We start from the raw sequence: 16,530 nt of genomic DNA on the forward strand, positions 1-16,530 counted from the left end.
CTGTTGATAACTTTGTCAACCGGACTTGACAGTAACGACTTGAACTGTAAACATCGTCGCGTGCGATCGCCCGATCCCCCGCCGGACCCCGCGGCGAGCCGCTCGCTCCGCAACATGAGGATCGCCGCCGTGGCCGCGGTGGCCGTCGGGCTGGTCGTGGCGCAGCGCCTGGGCCTGTTCGAGGTCTTCAGCGAGCCTGCGCGTATCAAGCAGGCGCTCGTGGAGCTCGGGCCATGGGGGTATGCCGCGTTCGTGGCTGCGTACGCCGCGCTCCAGCCGTTCGGCGTGCCGGGCACGATCTTCATCCTCGCGGCGCCGCTCATCTGGCCGTGGCCGGTGGCATTCGCGCTCTCCATGGCCGGCACCATGGCGGCGAGCGTGGTGGGCTTTTCGTTCGCGCGCTTCGTCGCGCGCGATTGGGTCTCGAAGCTCGTACCCGCGCGCTTCCGCGCCTACGAAGAGGCCCTCGAGAAGCGGGCGTTCTTCACCGTGTTCATGCTCCGCTTCATCTTCTGGATGCCGCCCATGCTCCACGTATTCTTCGGCATCTCCCAGGTGCGCTTCCAGACGCATTTCTGGGGCTCGCTGGCCGGGTACTTCCTGCCCCTCCTCGGGACCGCCTATTTCGGCGAGAAGGTCTTCGACGCGATGCGCGAAGCGCCTGCCTGGGTGTGGATCGGCCTGGGCGCCGTGTTCATCACCGTCGTCGTCCTTTTCTGGCGCTTCACCCGTCGCTCCCTCCAAAAGGTCATTCCCTCCTGAGGTTGCGGCCGCTCGGGCGGAGCATCGTAGCCGCGGCGCCGGGCGTATCCGGATGGCTTGGTGCGACTTGTGCTTACAAACACGCGGAGCCCTCAGCCTCACCCAGCGCCGCCGCCGACCGCTCGCTCGTCGCAGCAGATTTCATGGAGATGCAGAGTCCCTCCCCGTACACGATCACGGAGACCCTTTTCGAGGGTCGGGGGACCCTCGTGCTCCGTGCCATCCGAGAAAGTGATGGCCGCCGGGTGATCCTCAAGGCGCTCGATCCAAAGCGCAGCCGCCCGCAGGACATCGAACGATTGAAACACGAGCAAGCGCTGGGCGAAGCGCTCGACCTCCCGACCGTCATCAGGCCGCTCGCCCTCGACACGTATCACGGGCAGCCGGCGCTCGTTCTCGAGGATACGGCGGGCACGCCCCTCGACCGCTTGCTCGGGGCGCCGATGGAGACAACGCGATTTCTGCGGCTCGCGATTCGCATCACGACCGCGGTCGCGGACATTCACCGGCATGGCGTCGTCCACAAGGACATCAAGCCCCAGAACATCATCGTCCATCCCGCGACGGGCGAGGCGAAGCTCACCGATTTCGGGATCGCGTCCCGACTTCCCCGCGAGCACACGTCGCCTCAGAGCCCGGAGCAAATCGAGGGCTCGCTGCCGTACATGTCGCCGGAGCAGACGGGGCGAATGAACCGGGCCGTCGACTCCCGCACCGACCTCTATTCGCTCGGCGTCACGTTCTACGAAATGCTCACGGGCAGGGTCCCGTTCGAGGCGCGAGATCCGCTCGAATGGATTCATTTCCACCTGGCGCGTGTCGCCCCATCCCCCTCCGAGATCGTCCCCGAGGTGCCCGAGGCCATTGCGCGCATCGTCATGCATCTCCTGGCCAAGATGGCCTGCGACCGCTACCAGACCGCGCGGGGCGTGCTCCACGACCTGGAGACGTGCCTCGCGCAATGGAGCGAGAGCGGGCGTATCGAGCCGTTCCCCCCGGGCGCGCTCGACGTGCCAGACCGCCTCCAGATATCGCAGAAGCTTCACGGGAGGGAGGCGGAGATCGCCCTCCTCTGCGACGCGTTCGAGCGTGTCGTGACCACGGGAATGCCGGAGCTCGTGCTCGTTGCCGGGGAGCCGGGAGTCGGGAAATCCGCGCTCGTCCACAAGCTCCACGAGCCTGTCGTCCGGGAACGGGCCTTCTTCGTTTCGGGCAAGTTCGATCTGATCAACAGCGATATCCCGTATTCGACGATCGTCCAGGCGTTCCAGGAGCTCGTGCTCGAGATCCTGGCCGAGAGCGAGGAGCGGATCGCGGCATGGAAGCAGCGGCTCGCGGCGGCCCTCGGGATCAATGGGAAGCTCATCGTCGACGTGATCCCGCCGATCGAGCACGTCCTCGGCGCGCAACCCTCGGTCCCTGCGCTGCCGCCGGGCGAGGCGCGGAATCGATTCCACATCGTGTTCCGGCAATTCATCGGGGTCTTCGCGCAGAGGGAGCACCCGCTCGTGCTCTTCGTCGACGACATGCAATGGGCCGATTCGGCCAGCCTCGCGCTCCTCCAGGACCTTCTGACCGATCCCGAGATGCACAGCCTCCTCGTCGTCGGCGCATACCGCCATAGCGAGGTGCCTCCCACCCATCCCATGATGCTGGCGATGAACGAGGTGCGGAAATCGGCCGTGCGTGTCTCCGACATCGTGCTCGGCCCGCTTCAAAAACGTCAGCTCGCGGCGTTCCTCAGCGACACCCTCCGCTGCTCCGTGGAGGAGGCCGAGCCGCTATCGGAGCTCGTGCACGAGAAGACGGCCGGCAATCCATTCTTCGTCATCCAGTTCCTGTCCGCGCTGTACGAGGAGCGCCTCATCGAATTCGACGAGCGCGCGGTGGCCTTTCGGTGGGATGTGGCCAGGATCCGCGAGAAAAGCTTCACCGACAACGTGGTCGACCTGATGGTCGACAAGCTGAAGCGGCTCCCAGCGCAGACCCAGGACGTGCTGACCCACGTCTCGTGCCTCGGCAACCGCGCGGAGGCCGCCACGCTCGCGATGATTCGCGGCGATTCCGAGGACGAGGTGCACGTGGCGCTCTGGGAGGCCGTCCGCGTGGGGCTCATCCTCCGCCTGGGCGATTCCTACCGTTTCGTCCACGACCGCATTCAGGAAGCGGCCTATTCGCTCGTCTCGGCGGAGCTCCGCGCGGAGGTGCATCTGCGGATCGGCCGGCTCTTTCTGGCCAACTTGCCCGAGGAGACCATCGAGGAGCAGATCTTCGATGTCGTGAGCCAGCTGAACCGCGGGGCGGAGCTCATCACCGATGCGCGCGAGAAGGAATCACTCCGAAGGCTCAATTTTCTGGCGGGAACGAAGGCCAAGGCCACGGTCGCCCATGCGTCGGCGCGCAACTACCTGGCCCATGCGACGGCGCTCCTGCCCAAGGACGCCTGGAGCGCGCTCTACGACGAGACGCTCGCGCTCTATCTGGAGCGGTCCGAATGCGAGTACCTCGTCGGCAACTTCGAAACGGCGGACGCGCTCTTCCATCTGATTCTCGTGCATGCTCGCTCCCATCTCGACCGCGCCGCGGCGATTGGCCTGCGAATGCGATTGTACCAGGTTTCCGGGAGATACGGCGATGGGTTGACCGTCGCGCTCGAAGCGCTGCGCCTCTTCGAGGTGACGCTCCCCGATTCGGACGAGTCGCTGAAAGCCGCGACGGAGGCGGAGGTCGAGGTGATCCGGACGCACCTGCGTGGTCGTCGCGTCGCCGACATCCTCGACGCGCCCGTGGCCACCGATCCCGACGCGCGGACGACCATCGGCCTGCTCGTCGAGGCGGCGCCCTGCGCGTACATCGCGCGGCCGAAGCTCTTTCCCCTGCTCGCCCTCAAGGCGGTGAGCTTGTCCCTGCAGTACGGCAACACCCAGCCGTCCTGCTTCGCGTACAGCATCTATGGCATGATGCTGGTGTCGGCCTTTGGCGATATCCCTCTCGGCTACGCATTCTCCGAGATGTCGCTGCGGCTGAACGAGAAGTTTCACGACCCCCGATTGAAGGGGACGCTCCTCCACCTCCACGGCAACCACATCAATTTTTGGCGGAGACCCTTCGTCACCGGCATCCCCATCCTCGAGCGGGCCTTTCAGGCGTGCCTGGAGGTGGGCGATCTCGTTTATGCCGGCTTCCTCGCCTTCGAGACCGTCTGGCAGTCCGTCGAGAAGGGCGATCCGCTCGACGAGGTGCTCCAGGTATCGAGAAAATATGCCGCGTTCGCCAGGCAGAGCCATAACGTTCCGGTCTGCGAGACCATCCGGCTCGAGCGGCAATTCGTGGCTTGCCTGAAGGGCGCGACGCAGGGGCCGACGAGCTTCGACGATGCTGCGTTCCACGAGGACGCGTGCCTCGCGGCGATCACCCGGGCGACGTTCGGCTGCGGCATCGTCTTCCACGACATCATGAAGCAGATCACGGCGTTCCTTTACGGGCGTCACGCCGAAGCGCTCTCGTTCGCAGCCCGCGCGGCGACGAACCTCGGCGCCGCGAGGGCCATGCCGATCGAGGCCACCCACCATTTCTTCCACGCGCTCACGATGGTGCAGCTCCTCCCGGATGCTCCCGCCGGCGAGCAGGGCGAGCTCGCTCGGCGCATCGCGGACGTGCAGCAGAAGCTCGCGCTCTGGGCGGAGAACTGCCCCGAGAATTATTTCAATCGATACGCTCTTGTCTCGGCCGAGGTCGCTCGCGTCGAGGGACGCGACCTCGACGCCATGCGCCTCTACGAGCAGGCCATCCGGTCCGCGCGTGAGAATGGCTTCGTCCATAACGAAGGGCTCGCCTACGAGCTCTCGTCGAGGTTTTACCGGGCGCGGGGCTTCGAGCAGGTGGCCGAAACGTATCTCCGCGACGCCCGCGCCTGCTACGTGCGCTGGGGCGCCGATGGCAAGGTGAGGCAGATCGACGAGCAACATCCGCGTCTCGAGGAGCACAGGCCGCTCACGCCGACCGCCACCTTCGCGCTACGCACCGAGCAGCTCGATCTGCTTTCCGTCGTCAAGGCCTCCCAGACCATTTCGAGCGAAATCCTCCTCGACGAGCTGGCCAGCACCCTCCTCCGGGTCGTCCTCGAAGAGGGCGGCGCCACGAAGAGTTACCTGCTTCTCCTGCGAAATGGCGACCTCTCGATGGAAGCCGAGGCACGCCTCGAAGCGAAAGGGGTGGTGACGCGCCTCCTCCCGTCGCTTTCGATTTCGTCGTCCCCCCTCGTCCCGGCCATGATCGTGAGATATGCGCAGCGGACGCAAGAGCGGGTGCTCCTCGACGACGCGAGGGCGAGCAAGTTCGCCGCGGACCCGTACGTCACCCGTGAGCGGCCCAAGTCGGTCCTGTGCATGCCCATTTTGCGGCAGGCCAACGTGGTCGGGCTGCTCTATCTCGAGAACAACCTGCTCATCGGCGCGTTCACGCCTGATCGGCTCGTCGCGCTCTCGCTCCTCGCGGTCCAGGCAGCCATTTCCCTGCAAAATGCGCGGCTCCTGTCCGACGCGCAGGGGGCGCGGGCCGCGGCCGAGGAGGCGGAGCGGCGCTCGGCGTTCCTGGCCGAGGCCGGGGAGCTGCTTGCGGGATCGCTCGATTACGAAGATACACTCGCGCGCCTCGGGGAGCTGTGCGTGCGATCCATGGCCGACTGGTGCGTGATCGATACCGTGGAGGGTCAGGAGATCCGGCGCATCGCCGGGGTGCACAAGGACCCCGCGAACGCGCCGCTGCTCGAGGAGCTCCAGCGGCAATATCCGCCCCACGAGGGGTCGGCCCATCCGGCAGCCAAGGCCCTTGCCACGGGGGAGCCGGTCCTGATCTCCGAGCTCTCGGACGCTCGCCTCCAAGACAACACCGAGGACGAAGCGCATGCGAGAATCATCCGCGCGCTCGGAATCCGATCGATGCTCGCCGTGCCTCTCCTTTCGCGCGGACAAACGCTGGGGGTGCTCTCGCTCGTCTCCGGTGCGTCGGGCCGCACCTATGGGAGCGCCGACCTCGAGCTGGCGAAGGAAGTCGCGCGCCGGGCCGCGACCGCCATCGACAATGCGCGGCTCTATCGGGCGACCCAGGAGGCCATTCACGCACGCGACGAGTTCCTGTCCATGGCGTCGCACGAGCTCAACACGCCGCTCACGTCGCTGATGCTCTCGCTACAATCGATGGGCCGCGCCAGCCAGTCGGGCTCCTCCAGCGATCCGCAGAGCATGACCAAGCTGGCCGAGCGCGCCTTGCGGCAAGGCGCGCGCCTGCGCCGGCTCAATGATGATCTGTTGAGCGTCGCGCGGGTCCACACGGGTCAGCTCCCGCTCGAGCTCGCCATCGTCGACCTCAGGGCCCTCGTCCGCGACGTGGTCGAGCAGTTCAAACTTCAGCTCTCACAGGCCCGGTGCTCGACCTCGATCCGGGACCACGTTCCGGTCGTGGGAAACTGGGATCCTGCCCGGATCGAGCAGATCGTCGTCAATCTGCTCTCGAACGCCGCCAAATTCGGGGCCGGCAAACCCATCGAGATCTTCATCGACCAGGAGGACGGGATCGCGCGGCTCGCGATCAAGGATCACGGAATCGGTATCGCCCCGGAGCAGCAGGGCCGCATCTTCGAGCGCTTCGTGCGCGCCGTGCCCAGCAAGTCTTATGGCGGGCTCGGGCTTGGTCTTTACCTCAGCCGCAAGCTCGCCGAGGCGCACGGCGGCTCGATCCGTGTCCAGAGTGCGCCTTCCGCCGGAGCGACGTTCATCGTCGAGTTACCTGTTGCCGGGCCCCCCATCGCCACCGGGCGAGGCGAGGGGTAGGACGAGCGGGAAGTGAAGGCATGCCCGTTGCATTGGGTGTGCTCCACCGATGAGGGACATCATCATGCTTGCAAAGACGAACCTTATTCTTGTCTGCGCCTTTGCCACGGCCGGCGCGCTCTTGCTCGGCTGCGGCTCCGACAACACCCCTCGAATCGACGGGACCGGCGGCAACGGCGGAGGCGGCTCTGGCGGAGCGGGTGGCGCCGGTGGCGCGGGTGGCACAGGTGGCACAGGGGGAACGGGCGGCTCCACGCCCGGCTGGGCGCTACCTGCGTGCGAATCGGTGAGCGGGACGTCCGCCGTGACCTTTACGTTCGACGAAGGAGCGACCCTCGCAGAGACGCCGGGGCAGCTCCAGGGAATCGGATACACCTACGGGCTCGCGGCGCTCGATGTACCGAACACGCTGCTCGCCGAGCACAAGGGGAAGGTGTTGCGCTCCGAGGACGCCGGCTGCACCTGGAGCGAGGTGGGAACACTTTCCGGGAGCAATTTCAGGCTCACGGCCGCGGCGGGAGGGCTCGCGTACGCATGGGCCGAGAATGGCGACGGGTTCTATCGAATCGATGAAAGTGGTCCCCACGGCTTTTCGACGCCCGCACCGAACATCGTCGGCCTGGGCGTCGACCCCGGCGACGGCAAGCACCTGCGCCTGGGCGACGCGAGTGGCAGCCTGCACGAATCGCACGACGGCGGCGAGACGTGGTCGAAGCTGGGCACGCCTCCTGCCTCGGGAAGCATCCTCGGGTATCGCTTCGCCTTCGACCCCAAGAACATCGACCACGTGCTCTGGGGCCAGTCCGTGGACGGCGGCTCCGTCTCGTTCGACGGCGGCGCGACGTGGTCCAAGAGCGAGGGCCTCGGCGCGAATGGCGCAAACGTGTTTTCCCTCGCCGTGTCGCCCGTGGACGGGGACGTCGTCTGGGCCGAGGGGCTGGAGATGGGCCCGGATATCCGCCACATCTATCGATCGAACGACGGTGGCAAGAGCTTCGACGTGGTCGTCACCGAGTCGGCAGACGTCAACCTCATCAATGGCAACCTGCTCGCGCCGCACGCGGCCGACGTGAACGTGCTCTACTTCGTGTTCGGCATGGAGTACCAGGACTACGGGACAGACCTTTTCCGTTACGACCACGCCACCGGCAAGGTCACGAAGACGCACAATGCGAACGACGATGTATCGGCCATCGTCGCCTCTCCCGCGGACCCGAAGCTGCTTTATCTGGGGCTGACGGTCGAGAACGGCGGCGGCCCCTGAATCAAGTGCTCGTGTCGGTCGGATGCTCCGCCTGGAAAATCCCGCCGCAGTCGCACTGTCGTCGCGTTCGACGCATCGCTGCTGGGAATTGATGAACCGCTGCAAGCTGTGATACTGGCTCGAAGGCATCCGATCGGAGGTATGCCATGCGAGCTCCGCCTCCAGCGCAGAATGCTCGGCGCTGGACCATCCACGAGATCATCGACGCCGCCGTCCTCGTCGCCTTGACGGCCGCTGGATTTCTTCATCCCGAGAGCCCGGGGACCTGGTTTTCGAGCCTCGCCTTTTCCGTGGCCGCCCTCGTGGTGCCCGTGCTGTCGGGCGCGGCGATCGTGACATGGCTCTCGCGCCGCCTCGGGGCGCGGATTCAGGGGCCACGCATCAAGCCGGCGCCCATGGCGCGGGAAGCCTTCGAGACGGCGCGCGCCATGTACGTCGCCGCCTGCCTCATGGCCTGGCCCCTCACGGCGTGGCGATTGGGGCATCCGACAGGGCTCGTCTGGGACCTCGACGCGCACGGCGTGAGCGTGACCCGGGTCCTCGTGCAGACCTTCCTCGGCGTCGTCGTGATCGACGCGTGGCTCTACTGGAAGCACCGGCTCTTGCACACGCGGCTCTTGTTCGGATTCCACAAATCCCACCACGTCTTCCGTGATCCCACCGCCTTCGCCGGGTTCGCGGTGGCCCCGGTCGAGGCGCTGCTCACGTTCTGGCCGATTCTTTTCCTGTGCATCCCCGAGGCGCTGCACTGGGCGCCGCTCTATTTCGGGCTGGTCGTGGGATTCGTGAACCTCAACTTCTATCTCCACTGCGGCGTGACCCTGTCGTGGGTCGAGAGGACGTTGCCGCGGATCTTCCTCAACACCTCGGCCTTCCACAACGTGCACCACGCCCGGGCGAACACGCATTTCGGCGAGGCGCTCTACCTGTGGGACGTCCTTTGCGGCACCCGTATCACGGGACAAACCTCCGAGGAAGCGACCGCGGAATCCGCGCCAGGCTGACGACTCATCCCGCAGGTCGAAACGGGAACTCCAGCGTGAACGTCGCCCCATGGCCCGGGCCCTCGCTCTCCGCGGCGAGGGTCCCGCCCATGGCGCGGGCCACGAGCGCCGAGGAATGCAGCCCGAAGCCGTGGCCGCCTTTCCGCGTCGTGAATCCGTGCTGGAAGATCTTCGTGAGCAGCGCGGAATCAATCCCCACGCCATTGTCGATGATCTGAATGCGCACCCGGTCCTCCGCCGGTCGCGCGAGCCGTACCGCGAGGCGCTTGCCCTCTCCCTCCCGCTCGTCGAGCGCCCATTTCGCATTGGCGAGGAGGTTCAGGACGATCTGCAGCACCTTGTGCTTGTCGCAGAGCACCCGCGGCAGAGGCGAAAGTGCGCGCTCGACGACCGCCCCGGCGGCCGTTCGCCATCGAGATGCGGAGCGCGTCGTCGAGGACCACCGCGAGATCCACCGGCTCATCGAGGTTCGTCACGGTGGCATAACTCTGCTGGAAATCGACGACCGCGCGGATGTGCGCCACGTGCTCCTCGAGCCCGCCCACCAGGGCGAGCAGATCCGCCCGCTCGGCGGCGAGGCTCTGGCCCAGCTTGCCGAAATACTCTGGCAGCCTGCGTCCGCGCTCGTCTGTCGAGAAAAACCTGGCCAGATCCGCCTTTTGCGCCTCCAGCATCTCGGCCGCTTTGAGGATGGGCTCGACGCGGAGCGCCCGCAGCCGCTCCGCGAGCATCGCGCTTCCGGTGTTCACGTGGTTCAGCACGTTGCCCACGTTGTGCAGCACGTTCGAGGCGATCTCCGTCATGCCCGCTTGCCGCGCGAGCGCGAGCGAGCGCTGCTGCGCCTCCCGGAGCTCCGCGGTGCGCTCCTCCACCCGCCGCTCGAGCTCCTCGTTGGAACGCCGGAGCGCCTCTTCCTGCCGCTCGAGCTCGGTGTTTGCCCGAAGGAGTTTTTCGCGTTGCGACTCGAGCTCCTGGTTCGCGCGAGCGAGCTTTTCGCGCTCCGCCACGAGCTCGGTGTTCGCGGTCGAGAGCTCCGCGGTGCGCTCCTCCACTCGATGCTCGAGCTCGTCGCGCGCCACGCGTAATGCACCCTCGCTCCGCGCGAGGTCCTTCATGGATGCGTCGAAGGGCACGAGGATGCGCCGAAAAACGAAGACGCCGAGCAAGAGCATCAAGGCCACGGTCCCCACCGGCAGCGCCCGTTGCGCACGCCCGAGCCAGATCAGATCGGGCCCGGCGCGCCGGTCGAGGTCCGCGTCGAGGGCGACGAGCGCCTCATCGAGCCGCTGCGACGCGGCCTGGAATCGTTCGATGTCGGGGTTGTTCCGGAGCGACTGGTTGTCCGAGCGGAGCACGCGCACGGCGCTCGTTCGCACCTCGGCCCAGAGGGGCTCCGCGGCGGCGAGGTGCTCTTTCGTCGCAAGCTCGTCGTCGGAGAGGAGCGAGAGCGAGACCTCCGCGCCGCCGATATGCGCCTTTCCCCCGTGCTGGAGCGCCACGAGGTTCTGCGAGACCTGCGTCTCGAGCGCTTTGGCCAGCTTGCGCTGCCGGAGCAAGAGGTCCCAATCGGACGTGGAGAGCCCCACGACGGCGAGGTACGTGGTGCTCTCGTATCGATCCAGGAGATCCTGTGTGGCTTCAGAGGCCGAGAGCAAGAGGCGACGTTGCTCGGTGCGGAGGCCGATCTCGCGCACCGCCAAGAGCGAGGCGAGCTGCAAGGCCACGCTCGCGGCGAGCAGCACCACGAAGGGCTGGACGAGGCCGCGCATGCCCGCGCGAGGTGGCGGCGCGCTCATCGGATCGCGACGACCTCCGCCTTTTCGGCAGCGCGCATCATGGAGCGGTGCGCATCGTAATGGGCGTCCTCGATCGGGGCGAACCGTTCGATGAACGCCGCGTCGAGCAGCCGCTTCCCGTCCGGATCCTCGTGCATGCCGAGGAGCGTCTTCCGGAGCGCGGCGCGGAGCTCTGCCGGTAAATCGGGCGAGGCGACGACGGGGCTCACGGTCATGGGACCGATGCTCTCGAGGACCCGCACCTCGCCCGCGCGGCCGCGGCGCTTTTCGCGATCGTAATCGAGCACCAGGCTGTCCACCCAGCTCGCGTCCGCCTCGCCCGCGGCCACCATGCGGATCGACTCCTCGTGCGAGCCGGAGCGCACGACCTTGCCGAAGAAGCCGCGCGCGAAGCCGCGCTCCATCAGGTGGTGGCGGGGCGCGTTGTACCCGGTGTGCGACCGCTCGTCATTGTACACGAGGGTGCGGCCCCGGAGATCCTCCAGCGAATGGTACGGGCTATCGTTCCGCACCACGAGATCCGCGAAGTAGACGGGCTGGCCCCCATAACGAGGGTATTTCATGATGGGCCCGCCGAGGAGCTCGGCGCGCGGGGTGGGCAGGTCGCGCAGCACGGTATAGGGCAATCCGCAGATGAAGCCGAGCTCCACGGCGCCCGTCTCCAGCATGCTGTTGATCGTGCTGTAGGCGAGGCCCGTCGTGACCTCGATCGTGATCCCGGTTTTCCGGGCCAGGTGATGCGCGATGCTCTCGTAGAGATTGATGCCCGACTCCGACACGAACGCCCCGCTCATCACCATGTGCACGGGGCGCGCGGCCACCGCGGGCGCCGCGCCGGGCACGATATCGGGGCGTTCGGATACGGGCTCGTCCATGGGCCCCGTCAAAACGACGGAGAGCGTCGTGGCCGGGACGATGCCTCCCAAAAAGCTCCACATTCCCAGTGATTTCAGCCACCCACGCATACGACGTCCCCCCCGCTGACAGCCTGCTAACGGCGCCCCATCGCGAATGCGATGCCGCTCTGCAGCGTTCGCTGCGTCGATAGCCCGGAAAAACTCTCACCCAGGGCCACCAAGGTCTGCGCCACTTCGGGCCGGATCCCCGTGAGCATGACCTCCGCGCCGAGCAGGCGCGCGCTCTGCGCGATACGCACGATCTCGTCGGCGGTCACGGGCGTGACGCGCGGCACACCGGTCACGTCGAGAATGGCCGTGCGCGCCCTGCGCGCCATGATGCCCTGCAGGAGCGTCTCCTGCGCGTGCCGCATCCGCAAGGGCTCGAGCTCGCCCACGAGGGGCATCACCACGATATCGTCGGTGATGGGAATGAGCGGCGTGGAGATCGAAAGCAGCGTCTCGGCCTGCGCGCGCAAGGCGTCCTCCCGCGCCCGCTGCTGCTTGATCGCCTCGTCGCGTTGCCGCTCCTCGGTGACGTCGCGCAGGAGCACGAGCGCGTCCTCGGCGTCGAGGCCCGCGACGCGCGCCTCGAAATGGCGTGCGCCGCCCTCCTGTTCGCGCCGGAGCTCGAAGATCTGCGCGCTGCCTGTGTCGATGGCGAGCCCCACGTGGTCGGCCATCTGCGCGCCGAGCTCCTCCCCGAGCACCGCGGAAATGGGCTCATCCGTACGAAACACGAGCGTGGACGCGACGGCTCCGCGCGCGGGCTTGAAATCGCGACACGTTCCGTCCCGCGTGACGACGAGCAACGCATCGGGCAGTGCTGTGAGGATCCCTCGGTTTTTCGCCTCGCTCCGCCGGAGATCGGCCTCGGCGTGGGCAGAACGATCGGCCTGGTTCCATTTCTCGGTGAGCGCGCAGGCGATCTGGCGAACCTCCACTGGATCGAAGGGCTTTTTCAAGATCAAGAAGCGATCGGTCACCCCGAGCTTCGCGGTGATGTCGGCCCAGGAATGGTCCGAATAAGCCGAGCAAATGACGGCTTGCAGGGTCGGATCCTCGGCCCAGAGGTGCGTCAGCGTCTCCAGCCCGTCCCATCCCGGGGGCATACGCATATCGACGAACGCGAGCGCATAGGGGGCGGCGACGTCGCGGGCTTTCCGGACCTTCTCCAGCGCCTCGGCGCCTTGCGACGCGAAGCTGAGCTCGAACCCCAGCACGGGCGACGCGGCCGTGTGCCCCCCGAAGATCGACGCCTCCATGGCATCGAGATCGTATGTGTACATACGATGTTTGAGTATCTCCTGAAAGTCGCGGTGAATGGAGTCGCTGTCGTCCACGACCAGGATGCGTCGGTTCTTTGACAAGGTCGCGTCCATACTTGTTTTCCCAACGTCACACGGAAACGAGCGCGCGTCCATCGGGACGAATGCTGGAAACTTGCGCAAAGAGGGCGCTTCCACCCGCTGCGCTTGATTCAACGGGGACGTTTCGGCGCTCCACCGGAGCACATTCTCGCCGATGTCTGCAATTGCATAACGGTATTCGATCTGTCGCGACTGCCGTCAGTGGCCTCCATGTCTTCGGCCCGTCGCACCACCCGTGACGTCCGTGATGGAGGTTGAGGCGCGCGCGCGTATCGTAACGCCCGTGGTCCCGACATCCTACGAGCCGATCGTCCTCGCGCCCGAGCAAGAGGAGACCCACACGCTCCACACGTCCTTTCACGACGCGGCCGAGACCCAGCGCAAATGCCAGTGGGTCACGCGCAAGAGCGACGGGACAAACGACGGACCGGTGCGCTGGTACCACCCGAACGGCGCGCTCTGGCAGGCCGGCGTCTCAATCGGCGAGCCGATCGGGACGTGGCACACGTTCCGGGAAGACGGCTCGTTGATGCTCGAGGAGGTCGCACAAGGTGACGGCGTCTGGCTCGTGACGGTCTTCGAGCACGGCAAACCCGTTCGGAAAGGCAAACGCTCGCGGAACGCCAAGGGCGAGCAGGTGTTCGAGGGCTACTGGACGATCTTCACGAACGGCGTGCTGACGCACGAGGAGCGCTGTCCACGCGGCGACGCTTGGGGCAGCTCTCTGAACACAACGCGGCCGATGCCCGATGCCATGCGCGCGGCGCTCCTCGCGACCGACGTGCCCGCCGCGCTCGCCGCGCTCCGTCGCACGCTCCCGTCGCCGAACGCGCGCGACGTGCTGTGGAACGGCGCCGACGGCCTGCTCGACGAGGGTTTTACGATGAGCCCCGAGGCCGCCATCGCGCTCGCGTTCGATCCGCAGGCCTGGGGCCACGACCCGGAGCCGAAGCGCGCGCTCCGCTACGTGCGGTCGATCGCGAAGGAGGCGCTCCCGCTGGTGATTATGCGCGCGGAGGAGAGCCCGCCGCACCAGCCCGACGTGACGCTCGCGTGCGCGTTCCTCCTGCCGCGCCTCCTCGAGGCCACAGGTGCTCCACTCGATGCGCGCTGGGACGCGCTTCTGACCCAGGCGATGACGATCGCATCCAGCCAACCGATCGTCACGATCCTCGGCGAGACGCTGCTCACGCTGACGCCCGAGCGGCGCGAGGCGCTCCTCCTCGCGATGCCCACGATCAACTGGACGTTCGCGCGTTTCGTGCCCACGTCCAAGATCCTCGGGCTCGCGCTCGACGATCTTGCAAAGCGTTTTCCCGACGATCGCGGCCGCGATCACTGGAACGAACGCGTGATGCAGGAGGCGCTGATCGCCTCGGGCCCCGCCGCGGTCGCGCCGCTCGTCGCGTGGCTCGAAGGACCGGGCAAACAGGCGGCGTGGCGCGGCGTGGCGCTACGCGCGCTTGGCGCGCTGGGCGATCCGAGCGTGGCCAAGGTGCTCCTCGCGCATGCCGACGACCGCCACGAGATCACGCGCGACGCCGCGCGGGATGCGCTCCGAATGCTCGGGGAGGGCACGCGGCCGGCGCTGATCGAGGCGTCGAAGGGCGAGGGGACGCTTGCGCGCTGGGCGAGGGACGAGCTGCGCGCGGTCACGGGGCAGCCGACTCCGGCCGATGTCGCGCTGCGCGAGCTCCAGGTGTCGCTCACGCGCGAGGAGCGCGCGCGGTACGCGGAGATGGTGGCCCACGGCCGAAGCTATGCCGGGTTCTGGCCGGAGCACGCGCTCGTTCAGGTGCGCGCGGCGATCCAGGCCGATCCGGCGCGCGCGCTTGCGGCGTTCGCCGAGCTCGACGTGGTGCACAGCTTCTTCGGGTTCGCCGTGGCCGAGGCCGGCAAGCACCTTGGCATCGCTGCGATCGTCGCGGACCTCCTGGTCGCGGACCGCGGCATCCACGGGCTCGACGAGACGCTTCTCGACCGCGTGCCGTCCGCGCTCGAGCCGCTCGGCTTTCGGCTGGAGCGGCGCCTTCCGGGAAACACCGCGAAGATCGCGGCACACGTCGCCGAGCGTTCTCCGTGGGAGGGACGACGCGTGCTGCTCGCGTGCGCGCGCAGCGAGGATGCGCCGGTGCGCGAGAGCGCGGTGCGCGGCCTCGTGCGTGCAGGCAAACGCGTGGTGCCCGAGGTGCTTCCCTTGCTCGCGCGGGACGACGACGAGAGCGTCGTTTCGGCGGCGCGCGTGCTCTGCGCGCTGCTTGCTCCGGAGGCGGCTGCCGCGCTCGAAAAAGCGCTCGCGGGTGCGACCGGCGAGCGGCTCGCGGCGCTGACGCTCGCGCTCGAGTCATGCCGCACGAGCGTGCTCGCGTCCGATCACGCGGCGCTCGACGTGTACCTCGCCGAACGTGCGAGAGCGCGGGGCGCAAACGTCCCGCGGCTCCCCGGGATGCCGGCGATTCGCTTCCGCGACGGCGTGGAGCTCTCTGAAGACGCGCGCCGTGGGCTCCTCGCCGCGCTCACCGCAGACGACGCGAGCGTGCCCTATGGTGGCCTCGCCGCGATTCGCCGCGAAATCGACGACGGCGATGCGGCCGAGCTCCTCGCGGCGATGGAGCGCGAGATGCTCGGGCACAAGCCGTGGCGCGTGCTCGCGATCGGCACGCTCGGCAGCGACGCGCAGCTCGACGCGCTCGGCGCCGCGGCCCGGACGCCGCTCGAGATCGAGGCGCTCTGCCGGAGTGGCCGCGGCGTCGCCTTCGAATGGCTCGATCACCTCGCGGAGCACGGCGAGCCAGCGCTCGCGCGGGTCGCGGAGGAAGCGCTCCGCCGCGCGTGCGAGGAGCGGGGTACAGGCCGCGATCGACTTCTCGACCACACGACCCCGCGCGCCCCGCACGATCTCGAGAAGACACGCGCGACCGCCGAAGGCTCGAAGCGGCGATGATCGTGGCCCGACGCTTCGACGCCGATCACTTCCGCGCGTTCGTGCTCGAACACCCGGTGGTGCGCGCGTTCGCGGCCGGGCTCGTGTGGAAGGACGTGAACGGTCGCCTCGCGATCCTCACGGCCGAGGATGTGGTCGACGCCGCGGGCGCGGCCGTGGAGCTCGAGGCGCCCGTGACGATCCCGCACCCGATCGAGATCGACGAGGCGGCGCTCGTGGCCCTGCGCAGGCAGCTTTCGGCGCTCGCGCTCGTGCAGCCCTTCGCGCAGCTCGAACGCCCCTTCACCCGCGACGCAGCGGCCGAGCTCTCCGCGCTGATCGTCGCGACCGAGCCGCGGCCGCTCGTGGCCTTCGAGGGCCTCTTGCGGCAGCGCGGCTACCATCGAGGGAAGGTCGAGCAGGGCGTCGTGACCGATTCGAGGCGTCCGCTTGCGGACGGCTGGTTCATGATGGCGCGGCACGACGCGATCTGGGTCCGGGAGCGTGGCCAGAAGAAGTGCGGCCTCCAGGACATCGAGCCGATCCGGCTGCCGATCTGGGCGCCGCCGACGCCGGCGCTCTTCAGCGAGGCCTTCGAGGACGCGCGCGCCGTGCTCGGCGCGCCCAAGGAGCGCAAGCCGCGCAAGCCGCGGACCCCTCCGGCGACGTGATCGGCGGACGATG

General features: G+C 67.7%; 9 protein-coding genes. 6 read left to right on the top strand and 3 right to left on the bottom strand.

From position 1 onward, the window contains the following. Positions 1 to 60: 60 nt before the first annotated feature. The 4 genes from KEG57_RS43445 to KEG57_RS43460 all read left to right on the top strand — a co-directional run bounded on the left by KEG57_RS43445 (position 61) and on the right by KEG57_RS43460 (position 8,861). The gene (locus KEG57_RS43445) at positions 61 to 762 is read left to right on the top strand and encodes a TVP38/TMEM64 family protein (RefSeq protein ID WP_272426848.1); all 702 of its coding nucleotides are present in this window, start codon (positions 61 to 63) and stop codon (positions 760 to 762) included. Between the two features lie 149 nt (positions 763 to 911). Continuing rightward, a complete protein-coding gene (locus KEG57_RS43450; protein ID WP_272426849.1) occupies positions 912 to 6,593 on the top strand; it encodes a sensor histidine kinase in 5,682 nt (1,893 codons plus the stop codon). A 64-nt stretch (positions 6,594 to 6,657) separates the two neighbouring features. Further along, positions 6,658 to 7,857 (top strand): sialidase family protein, encoded by a 1,200-nt coding sequence (locus KEG57_RS43455; RefSeq protein ID WP_272426850.1) that lies wholly within the window; start codon positions 6,658 to 6,660, stop codon positions 7,855 to 7,857. Between the two features lie 146 nt (positions 7,858 to 8,003). Continuing rightward, on the top strand, positions 8,004 to 8,861 hold the full coding sequence (locus tag KEG57_RS43460; RefSeq protein WP_272426851.1) for a sterol desaturase family protein: 858 nt from the start codon (positions 8,004 to 8,006) through the stop codon (positions 8,859 to 8,861). Positions 8,862 to 8,865: 4 nt separating this feature from the next. Here KEG57_RS43460 and KEG57_RS43465 read toward each other — a convergent pair whose 3' ends face one another. From KEG57_RS43465 to KEG57_RS43475, 3 genes are all read right to left on the bottom strand, one after another. Further along, positions 8,866 to 9,324 carry a sensor histidine kinase gene (locus KEG57_RS43465; protein WP_272426852.1) on the bottom strand — a complete coding sequence of 153 codons (459 nt, stop codon included), beginning with the start codon at positions 9,322 to 9,324 and terminating at the stop codon, positions 8,866 to 8,868. A 1,329-nt stretch (positions 9,325 to 10,653) separates the two neighbouring features. Next, positions 10,654 to 11,532, bottom strand: a complete 879-nt coding sequence (locus KEG57_RS43470; protein WP_272426853.1) for a phosphate/phosphite/phosphonate ABC transporter substrate-binding protein — start codon at positions 11,530 to 11,532, stop codon at positions 10,654 to 10,656. A 116-nt stretch (positions 11,533 to 11,648) separates the two neighbouring features. After that, positions 11,649 to 12,923, bottom strand: coding sequence for a response regulator (locus KEG57_RS43475; protein WP_272426854.1), 1,275 nt, complete (start codon positions 12,921 to 12,923; stop codon positions 11,649 to 11,651). A gap of 283 nt (positions 12,924 to 13,206) precedes the next feature. On the opposite strand from KEG57_RS43475, the gene KEG57_RS43480 reads away from it, so the two are divergent. Further along, positions 13,207 to 15,867 (top strand): hypothetical protein, encoded by a 2,661-nt coding sequence (locus tag KEG57_RS43480; protein ID WP_272426855.1) that lies wholly within the window; start codon positions 13,207 to 13,209, stop codon positions 15,865 to 15,867. Beyond that, positions 15,864 to 16,517 (top strand): DUF4132 domain-containing protein, encoded by a 654-nt coding sequence (locus KEG57_RS43485; RefSeq protein ID WP_272426856.1) that lies wholly within the window; start codon positions 15,864 to 15,866, stop codon positions 16,515 to 16,517. Before KEG57_RS43480 ends, KEG57_RS43485 begins: the two co-directional genes overlap by 4 nt. Positions 16,518 to 16,530 lie beyond the last annotated feature (13 nt).

It is taken from the genome of Polyangium jinanense (assembly GCF_028435365.1).

What these genes read in the sequence shown, in the direction of transcription:
- KEG57_RS43450 (WP_272426849.1), top strand. Translation starts at nt 912, where the DNA reads ATGCAGAGTCCCTCCCCGTACACGATCACGGAGACCCTTTTCGAGGGT.
- KEG57_RS43470 (WP_272426853.1), bottom strand. Translation starts at nt 11,532, where the DNA reads ATGGACGAGCCCGTATCCGAACGCCCCGATATCGTGCCCGGCGCGGCG.
- KEG57_RS43465 (WP_272426852.1), bottom strand. Translation starts at nt 9,324, where the DNA reads ATGAGCCGGTGGATCTCGCGGTGGTCCTCGACGACGCGCTCCGCATCT.
- KEG57_RS43455 (WP_272426850.1), top strand. Translation starts at nt 6,658, where the DNA reads ATGCTTGCAAAGACGAACCTTATTCTTGTCTGCGCCTTTGCCACGGCC.
- KEG57_RS43485 (WP_272426856.1), top strand. Translation starts at nt 15,864, where the DNA reads ATGATCGTGGCCCGACGCTTCGACGCCGATCACTTCCGCGCGTTCGTG.
- KEG57_RS43460 (WP_272426851.1), top strand. Translation starts at nt 8,004, where the DNA reads ATGCGAGCTCCGCCTCCAGCGCAGAATGCTCGGCGCTGGACCATCCAC.